Source organism: Burkholderiales bacterium (assembly GCA_035518095.1).
In the GTDB taxonomy this organism is placed as follows: domain Bacteria; phylum Pseudomonadota; class Gammaproteobacteria; order Burkholderiales; family JAHFRG01; genus JAHFRG01.
This window is the reverse complement of the sequence record DATIXX010000077.1, coordinates 1-10,519: the sequence shown is the minus strand read 5'-3', so window position 1 is coordinate 10,519 and position 10,519 is coordinate 1. Positions and strand designations below refer to the sequence as shown.

The 10,519-nt window shown below is 56.4% G+C and carries 8 protein-coding genes and 1 pseudogene; 5 read left to right on the top strand and 4 right to left on the bottom strand.

What is annotated here, in order from left to right:
- From VLV32_12535 to VLV32_12515, 5 genes are all read left to right on the top strand, one after another.
- The coding region (locus tag VLV32_12535) for a sulfatase-like hydrolase/transferase (GenBank protein HUL42709.1) at window positions 1-1,851 on the top strand (1,851 nt) is incomplete at its 5' end.
- Between the two features lie 58 nt (window positions 1,852-1,909).
- On the top strand, window positions 1,910-2,263 hold the full coding sequence (locus tag VLV32_12530; GenBank protein HUL42708.1) for a hypothetical protein: 354 nt from the start codon (window positions 1,910-1,912) through the stop codon (window positions 2,261-2,263).
- Between the two features lie 332 nt (window positions 2,264-2,595).
- Window positions 2,596-3,453 (top strand): amino acid ABC transporter substrate-binding protein, encoded by an 858-nt coding sequence (locus VLV32_12525; GenBank protein HUL42707.1) that lies wholly within the window; start codon window positions 2,596-2,598, stop codon window positions 3,451-3,453.
- Window positions 3,454-3,560: 107 nt separating this feature from the next.
- Window positions 3,561-4,862: a H(+)/Cl(-) exchange transporter ClcA gene (gene clcA, locus VLV32_12520; protein HUL42706.1), complete on the top strand. Its 1,302-nt coding sequence runs from the start codon at window positions 3,561-3,563 to the stop codon at window positions 4,860-4,862.
- A gap of 164 nt (window positions 4,863-5,026) precedes the next feature.
- A complete protein-coding gene (locus VLV32_12515; GenBank protein HUL42705.1) occupies window positions 5,027-5,347 on the top strand; it encodes a hypothetical protein in 321 nt (106 codons plus the stop codon).
- Between the two features lie 20 nt (window positions 5,348-5,367).
- Here the strand turns inward: VLV32_12515 and VLV32_12510 are convergent, their stop codons facing one another.
- The 4 genes and pseudogenes from VLV32_12510 to VLV32_12495 form a co-directional block, all read right to left on the bottom strand.
- A complete protein-coding gene (locus tag VLV32_12510) occupies window positions 5,368-5,955 on the bottom strand; it encodes a PqiC family protein (protein HUL42704.1) in 588 nt (195 codons plus the stop codon).
- Entirely contained in the window at window positions 5,952-7,598 is a 1,647-nt protein-coding gene (locus tag VLV32_12505; protein HUL42703.1) for an MlaD family protein, read from the bottom strand. The genes VLV32_12510 and VLV32_12505 overlap by 4 nt, the downstream gene beginning before the upstream one ends.
- A pseudogene (locus tag VLV32_12500) lies at window positions 7,591-8,827 on the bottom strand (paraquat-inducible protein A). Before VLV32_12500 ends, VLV32_12505 begins: the two are co-directional and overlap by 8 nt.
- A gap of 189 nt (window positions 8,828-9,016) precedes the next feature.
- Window positions 9,017-10,519 (bottom strand): transketolase (locus VLV32_12495; GenBank protein ID HUL42702.1); only part of this gene is annotated, 1,503 nt, incomplete at its 5' end.

Sequence of the window (10,519 nt, the reverse complement as noted above, 5' to 3'; positions counted from 1 at the left end):
CCGACGCCTGAGTGGATCAAGAAGATCAGCGATATGCATCTCTTCGACCAGGGCTGGAACAAAGTGCGCGAAACCATCTTTGCTAACCAGAAGCGGCTGGGCATCATGCCCGAAAACGCCAAGCTGACGCCGTGGCCGAAGGAGCTACCGGAATGGGACTCTCTTGGTGAGTTGGAGAAGAAGCTCTTTATCAAGCAAGCGGACATCTATGGCGCCTACCTCGCCTACGCCGATCATGAGATTGGCCGCGTCATCCAGGAGGTCCAGGATCTTGGCGAACTCGACAACACGCTGGTCATCTACATCGGCGGTGACAACGGCGCGAGCGCCGAAGGCATGCTCAACGGCACGCCGAACGAGTTCACCACCTTCAATGGCGTTGCTGTGCCGGTCAAGGCTCAGTACCTCTGGTACCCGTTCTGGGGGTCCGACAAGACCTTCCCGCACTATGCGGCAGAATGGGCTTGGGCGATGGACACCCCATTCAAGTGGGTCAAGCAGGTAGCGTCGCACTTCGGCGGGACCGCCCAGGGCATGGTAATTTCCTGGCCCGGCCACATCAATGACCTGGGCGGCATCCGCCGTCAGTTCCACCACCTCATCGACATCGTGCCGACCCTTCTCGAAGCGACCGGCATTCCGGCGCCGGACACGATCGATGGTATCAAGCAAAGCCCGATCGAAGGCGTGAGCATGATGTACACGTTCGACAAGGCGAACGCCAACGCCCCGAGCCAACACACGACGCAATACTTCGAGATGCTCGGCAACCGTGCCATCTATCACGACGGGTGGGTGGCGGCCACGACGCCGGCGACGCTCCCGTGGGAACTGAGCAGTGTCCCGCCGCCCGACGTGATCACCGGGTACAAGTGGGAGCTCTACAACGTCATGGAGGACCCCACCGAGTCCAACGATCTGGCTGCCACGATGCCGGAGAAGCTCAAGCGAATGCAGGACATCTTCTACGCCGAGGCGAAGAAATATGATGTGCTGCCGCTCGACAATTCGACGCTCGCGCGCTGGAACACGCCGCGACCGAGTCTCACGGCGGGACAAACGGTCTTCACGTATTCGGGCGACCTGATCGGTACGCCGGCCAGCGCGGCGCCGGATATCCTGAACAAATCCTACACCATCACTGCCGAGGTCGAGATTCCCGAGGGCGGCGCGGAAGGCATGATCGTAACCGAGGGTGGGCGCTTCGGCGGCTATGGATTGTTCCTGAGCAGGAGCTACAACTATTGGCTGCAAGACCGGTTTTTCAGGACGGCAGGCTTGGTGCTAGTGCTCGCCGGACTCGTCCTTACCATTGTCGGCAAGAGCCAAAAGTGGTCGGGCGGAAAACTGCGGATTGGCCATGGAATGCTGATCCTTGGAATACTTTGGGTGGTTGCGGTGATTGCTACATGGACGTTTGATTTGGGTAAAGGGAAACCGGTGTTCCTCTATAACCTGCTTAACCTCAAGCGCACGATATGGGCTGGGCCCGCGTTGGGCGCCGGCAAGCACACCATCGTCTTTGACTACAAGTCGGATGGCCCAGGCCTGGGCAAGGGAGGAACGGGCGTGCTATACGTTGACGGCAAAGAGGTAGCCAGGAATTCCATGGAACACGGCACGCCGATCACGTTCCCGGAGGACGAAACTTTTGACATCGGAGAGGACACGCGCACCGGCGTAGCGATGCTGGATTATCGCTACGATGTGCCGTTCAAGTTTACGGGCAAGATCGACAAACTGACCTTCAAGCTCGAACCGGAGTCCAAGCCGGCATCTCAGCCTAAGGCGGAGCTCGGGCCTACTATGGAAGCACCGGAGCCACAGCCTATTGATACATCGGAGCGCTAGCAGCTTCAAGTCATTGCCGACAGGTCGCGAGCGCGAAAGAATGAATCATATAGGGGCAATGAAAAAGATGTTGATTTTCGCTGCTGCCGGCGAAGGCGTGACCGGATTGGCATTGCTGGTCGTTCCGTCGCTCGTCGGGCAGTTGTTGTTGGGCGAGAAACTTATCGGCGTCGCCATACCGGTTGCGCGGGTGACCGGTATCGCCCTGATCGCGTTAGGGCTTGCATGCTGGCCGGGTCCGGCGGTCGTCGGCATGTTAATCTACAGCGCGCTCGTCACGCTGTATCTCGCCTACGTTGGTTGCGCAGGTGGTTTCACCGGAATTCTCCTGTGGCCTGTGGTCATCTTGCACCTGATCATGACGGGATTTTTGATTCGGGCCTCAATCAGGTATAAGGAGATGAAAACATAAAGCAGTGAAACACGCTGGAAGTAGGCATGCTTTTTTACAACATTGCTGTGCCGACGCTTCTCATATATGCTGCGATTGAGTGTACCAGGATGCATGGCATCTTGCTCCGGCCAGCAAGTGTTTTTCATGTGACGCTTGCAATTTGGTGTTCAGTAAGCCGCAGACCGGGTCAGTGCGATCAATATTGGATTGACGCAAAACCGCAATAAAAACCCGAGTGAGCCCGCCGACAGATTCGGCCGTGCCTGGCCATTCGAATGACTTACATTAATGTAAATTTCCGGAAGCCCCGCTTCCGTTAACCAGAAACAAGGGAGGTTTAAATGAGTTATATGAAGAAAACACTTGCCGTTTTGATTGTGGCGCTGCTTCTTTCCGCACCGGCGTTGGCGCAGGAATTGACAGGGACGCTGAACAAAATCAAATCGTCGGGCACATTCGTTATCGGCTACAGAACATCATCGCCTCCGTTTTCTTTCATGGGGCCGGACAAACGACCGATAGGCTACTCCATTGATCTTTGTATGCACGTGGCGAGCGCAATTCAAAAGCAGCTCGGGATGGACAACCTCCAGCTGAAGTGGGTGCCGGTGGATATTGAGAACCGAATCCAGATGGTTGCCGAAGGCAAGGTGGATATCGAATGCGGTTCGAGTACAAACACCCTCTCGCGGCAGGAAAAAGTGGATTTCAGCTTAATGACGTTTGTGGATGGGGGAAGCATGGTTACCACAGCGTCCACGAAAATACACGGACTTGAGGACCTGGCGGGCAAGCGCATCGGAATCGTCCCCGGTTCTACGACCGTGAAAGCGCTATCTGATTTCCTGAAAAAGCAGTTCGTCACTGTTAAGATGGTCTACGTCAATGACCATTCGGATGGCCTTGCCGCGCTTGAGAAAGGCGACATTGATGCTTACGCAACCGATCGCGGGATCCTTATAGGACTTATAGTTACCTCGAAAAATCCGAAGCAATTCGTCCTGGCAAACTTTGTCTTCTCCTACGAACCCTATGGTCTTATGGTGCGTCGAAATGACGCCGATTTTCGGTTGGCCGTGAATCGAGAGCTGGCCAGGCTTTATCGCTCTGCCGATGTACTTCCAATCTATGACCACTGGTTTGGCGCATTTGGCAAGCCGAGTCAGGAGATTCAGTTTATGTACCTCCTCAATGGATTACCGGAGTAGTTGACTCAATGGGCCGATGACAGCGCCGGACTCTGTATGACGGTTAGATAGGAGCAAAACGCCGCAGACCGGGTCGCGGACAACGTTGCTCGACGAAGTTCTGCTCGATGCAGAGCGAATCTGAAATCAATTCCGAAGATCACGGCGGACTCATCGCGCTCGCGCTGATTTCGCTCGTCGTTGGAGCAGTATCGGGGTTCGTGGCTGCGATATTTCGGCTTGCACTCACGCAAGCGGATTACCTTCGCACTACGTTCATAGCATGGGCGCATGAAGAAAAGGCTGCCGGTTTCTTGCTCGTCATCGGAATTATTTCTGCAGCAACTGCTTTGGCCGCCTGGTTAGTTCGGCGATTCTCGTTAGAAGCGAGTGGCAGCGGCATCCCGAATATCGAGGCAGTCATGCAGGATGGGAGACATCCCGGTCCCCCGCTACGCCTCATGCTCGTGAAATTTCTCGGCGGCGTTCTCGCGATTGGAAGCGGCCTGGCTCTCGGCCGCGAGGGGCCGAGCGTGCAGATGGGCGCATCCATCGCAAATTTGTTCGGAACAACTTTCCACCGCAGCTGGGCAGACTGCAAGGTGCTTATTGCTGCCGGCGCGGGCGCCGGTCTTGCGACAGCGTTCAACGCGCCCATCGCCGGAGCAATATTTGTTCTGGAAGAACTGGTACGGCGTTTCGATACGCGGATCGCGATAGCAGCCCTCGGCACCTCGGCGAGCGCGATAGCGGTGGCACGCGTGCTGATTGGACAAACGCCGGATTTCCACGTAGTGCCGCAGCCGTATCCCGGTTTTGGAACTGTGCCCGTTCACATTGCGCTGGGTATCATTGCGGGGATTGTCGGAGTCGCCTACTGTCGCGCGATACTTGGCGCTCTCGCCTTTATGGATCGGCTCAGGCGACTGCCGATTGAGCTGCGCGCCGCACTGGTCGGTGTGATTGTCGCTTTGCTGGCTTGGTTCGCGCCGGATATCGTTGGCGGTGGCGATGCTATTACGCAAAATGCCTTAAACGGAACCGATGCGTTGCTTACGATTGCTTTAGTGTTCTTCATTCGCTTCGGGCTTGGAGCAGTCTCTTATGCTGCGGGCACACCAGGCGGCATTTTCGCACCGATGCTTGTGCTGGGTGCGCAGATCGGTTTGCTTTTCGGGACCCTTTGCTGCTTTTGGTTTCCCGGCGTCGCCTCGGGACCAACGGCATTCGCTATCGTTGGAATGGCCGCGTTATTTACCGCTGTCGTGCGAGCTCCAATCACCGGGATCGTGCTCGCTACTGAACTCACCGGGAGCTTCACGCTGCTATTACCTATGCTCGCATCCTGCTTCGCTGCGATGGCGGTGCCAACTTTGCTGCGTGTCCCGCCGATCTACGATTCGCTGCGCGAACGCCTTTTGCGTGATTAATTGTTGCAAGCGAGAGCGCGAGGCCAATTTTCATGATCTGGCGCGCTCCTGCGTTGACCCCGAGGCGCCAAAATGAGAATATTATTTGAGCAAAATTTAGGTTCATTGAAAATTCCGTCGTTCGCTTGACAACACAAGATTTTGAGAAGAAAGGGAAAGCATATATGTTGAAGTTTTACACGTACCTGGCTGCCGTTGCGGCAGTGTTTTTGGCGGGATGCGTCACGCAGAGCGAACTGCTCGAAAGCAAGCAAGGCATGGCCATCCAGACTGCCCAGAGTCAAGGGCGATTCGATCTCAACTGCCCAGACGCCGGTGCGACCATTCTTTCAAAGGAAGTCACGCAGCCCGTCTGGGGTGGAATTGAACGCGCCGAATTCACCATCGGAGTATCCGGCTGCAACAAGCGCACAACCTACCTCGTCTTTTGTCCTCAGGGCGGCAATGGTTGTGTCGCAGCGACTCCGGGCAAGGAACTACGATAAATTTACTACGGCCGACAGAGCTATTGTCTTGTTGAGCGGATTGCCTCGGCGATATCGCGGCTGACGGACATTAGCGCGCGGCTGTAGGCTGCGACCAGGGCGTCATAGCTGTCGCCTTTCGTCGCTTCATGCGCCACACTTCGACCGTTTTTCACCGCCCCACCTTGTGCCGGGTGCACCGTCCAGAGCGCCTCGACCGTCACTGCGTCGCCAGGCTTTGAATCAAAGCGTTGCACTTCCAACAACACCTGATAATCCGCGCTCGCAACCACGATCTGCGGATACACGTAAACATACGCGCCGTCCAGCTGTTGCGTGAGGTCATCAGCAATAGCACGTGAAATTTCACTCCTCACCGGCGAAGCCCAGCGCTCGAATTCTGCGATTTGCACTTGAGTTGGGCTGCTGCGCGTCACAATCTGCGGACGGTCGATAATTTCCGGCACCGTCAGCGGGCCGACTGCGACCGTGTATTGCGCCTTGGCTTCAGACCGCTCAAGCCCAACGCCGGAGCTCAGCGTATAAAAATTTGACTTGGGGGTGCTGGCGCAGCCGGAGAGTGTAGTGACCGCGAGCAATGCCGCTGTGAACAGGTAATTTCGTATCACTTTTTATCCTCCTGCTTGCCGCGAATCAATGCTTCCGGATGGCGTTCGAGATAATCGGCGAGTACGCGTAATGCCCGGGCCGTTCTTGCAAGTTCGCGCATTGCCTCACGGGTATCCTGTTGCAGCGGCGCTCTTTCGGACATCAATTGGTTTGCCGAATCAAGAGATTTCCGCAAATCGATGAGCGCATCGCGAGCCTGGGGTGTAATCTCTTCGTCGAGCCGCTTCATCACATGGTTCGCACTTTGCATGGTTACGCGTACGTCCTGGCCTATCTGTCCGAATGGCACTTTCTGGAGGTCGCCAGCAATCTTGGTAAGCTTGTCGGCAAGCACAGTAATAGTCTTTTGCATGGCCTGCAGTCCGCTCGGTACGGTCGGTATCTCTGGCGGTTCCTGAGACATGTCGAACTTGGCCTTGGGTGCATCGGGGAAGAAATCAAGCGCGACATAGAGCTGTCCGGTCAGCAAATTGCCGGTTCGGAGTTGTGCGCGGAAACCGTGGTTTACTAACCCCTCCATAAACTTTTTGGGGTCCTCCTTCCCGGATACTCTTCCGCGGGCCGGGCCCTTCAAGTAGCGCGAAGTCAATCGTTCGGGGTAGATTCGGATCTCAACGGGGATACTGAAATCAAAAGTTTTCGGATCAAACTGCGTCTTGATAGCGGTCACTTCTCCTATAGTGATGCCGTAAAAATCGACCGGCGCACCGACTGACAAACCGCGTACCGACTCCCTGAACACCACTATAAGGTCGGTATACAGGGTATCCTTGTGCTTCAGCGCCTCTGTCCGATCGCTAAAGAGTTCAAACTCTGTATCCGCTTCGGCCGGCGGCAGGGGAAAATCGGTGGCCAGCGTCTGGAATGCAATTCCACCAATGGCGATCGAAACCAGCCCTTCTGAATTGACCCTGATTCCGGATGCATCCACAGTGACATCAATGCCGCTTGCATTCCAGAACCGCGTGTTCGGGTTCACGTATTGATCATACGGGGCATCTATAAATATTTTCAACGTCACGCCCTTGCCGTCCTTGTCGAGCGCATAGGAAGTCACTTGACCGACCTGAAGCCGCCTGAAAAAGATCGGTACGCCGGCATCTAGAGAACCAAGCGTGTCTGCGTGCAAAATAAATTCACGGCCTGGAATATCAGTGGAAATTACCGGCGGCTCTTCAAGGCCAATGAAATCCCGCTTGCGTGTTTTGGATTTCCCAATATCAGTCCCGATATAAGTGCCGCCGAAAAGCGTGCCGAGACCGGATACAGTGCCCCCCGAGATGCGCGGACGGACGACCCAGAAGCGAGTGTCTTCAACGAGGTACGGCTCCGCCTCTTTCACGAGGTCGGCGGTGGCAATCACGTGGCTCAGGTCTTTGGAAAACGTGACGCTTTTTACCATGCCGATATCGACATCCTTGAACTTGATCTTGGTCTTGCCCGCTTCCAGGCCTTCGGCCGTCCTGAAACTGATCGTAATCTCGGGCCCTTTCTCGAGTAGCGTCTTGACTGCGAGCCAGCCGCCCACTAGCGCGGCAACGATCGGAATGATCCAGACCAGCTGCAGCGACCTGCGCGATTTGGGCACTGCGACCGCTTCGGGTATTTCGTGGATATCGGGACCGTGAGGTGTTTCAGCCATTTTGTTTACGCATGTTATCCCAGATCAGGCGCGGGTCAAAGGCCAGTGCAGCGAACATCGTCAGCACAACCACTGCGCCAAATGCCAATACTCCCGGCGCGGGTCTGATGGTTGCAAGCGCGGAGAATTGTACCAGAGCGACGAGGATGCCGATAACGAAGATATCGAGCATTGACCAGCGGCCTACGAATTCCACTACACGGTAAACGCGCGCACGCGCCATGGGGCGCCACGCGGAGCGGAATTGCACCGATAACAGCAGGAAGATGAGCGCCGCCATTTTGAGCGCCGGCACGGTGATGCTGGCAAAAAATATCAGGAGCGCGAGAGGCCACGAACCTGAGGTCCACAAGTAAATGACTCCGCTCATGATGGTATCCTTTTGCGAGCCGAACAGCGAGCCCGTGTCCATGACCGGCAGGACGTTCGCAGGGATGTAGCAAATCATGGCGGCGATGAGAAAGGCCCAGGTACGGGCAATGCTGTTCGGTTTGCGCACATGCAAATGCGCGCCGCAGCGCGAACACGCCGCTTCATGAACTCCTGGTGCAGCTTTCGACAACTGACCACATGAGTGGCAGACGAGCAGGCCAAGACTTGCGGCGCTTGTTGCTGATTTAGGCACGGTTAAGACTTGCGCGGACCCACAAAACCCGAGCATCGAATTTTGCGGCCGCTGCAGCCAACAGGATAATTAATCCGAAGAACGACCACATGGCGGCGTCGGTGACAACATCCGCGATATGTGCAAGCTTTGCCAATGCAACGATGATGCCGAGCATAAAAACCTCGATCATGCCCCACGGCCGTACCGCTTGCCGCAGACGAAAGACCTGCGCGAACCAGGGGGGAACCCATCCGAGCCGCAACGGCAGCATCAAGTAGATCATGGCCGCAATTTCCGCGGCGGGGAACAATATGGTGGTCGCAAAAACGAGTCCTGCGACAAGTCGCATGTCATTGTCGTATAACGCGCGCACCGTTCCATATAAAGTCGTCTGAATGAGGTGCCCCTGGGCGATAAGTCCGACAATGGGAAACGTGTTCGAAACGATAAAAAGGCTGAGCGCCGCGAGCGTATATGCGAGCGAGCGGTCGAGGCTTTCAGGTTGGTTGCGATACAGTTCCGCCTCGCAGCACGCGCAGCGCGCTACGCCGCCAGCCGGCACTTGCGGTTCACGTTGCACCAGATCACATTCGTGACAGGCAATCAGAGAAGTGGCGTGCATTTATCTAATCAAGCGCAATATCAATCGTTAATTCGGTACTGCCACCTGCAAGTGCACCGATCATCCGGCTGCCCGAGGGACGCGCAAAATAGATATACCGTCGACGATTATAACTTTAATCTACATTAATTACGTCTATTTTACGGCATGGCCTTCTGAACAATGTGGCAGCCGATCCGAGATAACTAGTCATGCGCGCACACGTTGTAACTGGGCCTTTGCAGCTGCTACGACATTCTCAACGGTAAAACCAAATTCCTTTTGTAACTCCTTCAGAGGGGCCGAAGCGCCGAAGGTTTGCATGCCGATGACCCCGCCGCGCGGGCCCACATAACGCTCCCATCCGAAAGTGGAGGCCTGCTCGATAGCGACGCGCGCTTTCACGTCAGGAACTAACACACGATCGCGATAATCTTGCGCCTGGTGCTCGAAAATGTCCCAAGACGGCATCGAAACCACGCGCGAACGTATACCGTCCGCAGTCAGCTTTTCATGAGCCTGCGCAGCCAGATTCAACTCGCTGCCGGTAGCAATGAGAATCACTTCGGGTTTGCCGCCGGGTGGATCGGCAAGCACATAGGCCCCGTGCGCGAGGCCGGATGCCGGTGCGTATTTCGTCCGGTCGAGGGTGGGCAGTGGCTGGCGCGACAGCACCAGCACGGCGGGCTTGTGCCGCAGCTGCATGATGTAGCGGTATGCTTCCACCACCTCGTTGGCGTCACCGGGTCGCAGCAGGACAAGTCCGGGGATAGCGCGCAGCGAGGCGAGTTGCTCGACGGGCTGATGCGTCGGACCGTCCTCGCCATCGCCCATCGCGTCGTGAGTGAAGACAAAAATGGTCGGCAGCTCCATCAATGCGGAAAGGCGAATGGCGGGCCGCGCGTAGTCGCTGAAAATAAAAAAGGTCGCGCCGAACGGCCGCAGCTTGGAAAGCGAAAGCCCGTTCACGATTGCGCCCATCGCGTGCTCGCGAAGACCGAAGTGCAGATTTTTGCCGCCGGGACTGTCGGCCTGGAAATTTCCCGCACCCGCGTAGATAAGCGTGGTCTTGTTCGACGGCCCGAGATCGGCGGAACCCCCAAGCAACCAAGGAACGTTCTGTGCGAGCACATTTAAGACCTTGCCCGAGGCTTCCCGCCCCGCAAGGCCCTTTGCATCTGCCGGGAATACGGGTAGATTGCGGTCCCATCCGGAAGGAAGCACGCGCCGCTGCATCTGGTCAATCTCGGTTGCCAGCTCCGGAAATTTCATTCGGTAGCCTGCGAAAAGCTCGTTCCATTTCTTGCGGGCCTGCGCACCCCGCGCGCCCACCCCCGCGGCGAAATGCTCGCGCACACCGTCAGGAACCAAAAACTTCGCGTCTTCGGGCCAGCCGTAAGCACGTTTGGTGAGTCGGATTTCGTCTTCGCCAAGCGGTTCGCCGTGGGCGGCGGCGGTGTCCTGCCTGTTGGGCGAGCCATAGCCGATGTGACTGTCGAGAATGATCAGAGAGGGACGGCCTTGCGTCCCACGAAACTCCTGCAACGCATGTTCGATGCGTTCGATATCATTGGCGTCGCCGACGCGCAGCACGTTCCAGTCATAACCGAGAAATCGAGCCGCGACATCTTCGGTAAAAGTAATTCTCGTGCTGCCTTCGATGGTGATGTGGTTGTTGTCGTAGATCCAGCACAGGTTATCGAGGCCGAGGTG

Excerpts from the sequence above, each read along its gene's own strand:
- VLV32_12505 (HUL42703.1), bottom strand. The coding sequence starts at position 7,598 with ATGGCTGAAACACCTCACGGTCCCGATATCCACGAAATACCCGAAGCG.
- clcA (HUL42706.1), top strand. The coding sequence starts at position 3,561 with ATGCAGAGCGAATCTGAAATCAATTCCGAAGATCACGGCGGACTCATC.
- VLV32_12525 (HUL42707.1), top strand. The coding sequence starts at position 2,596 with ATGAAGAAAACACTTGCCGTTTTGATTGTGGCGCTGCTTCTTTCCGCA.
- VLV32_12515 (HUL42705.1), top strand. The coding sequence starts at position 5,027 with ATGTTGAAGTTTTACACGTACCTGGCTGCCGTTGCGGCAGTGTTTTTG.
- VLV32_12530 (HUL42708.1), top strand. The coding sequence starts at position 1,910 with ATGAAAAAGATGTTGATTTTCGCTGCTGCCGGCGAAGGCGTGACCGGA.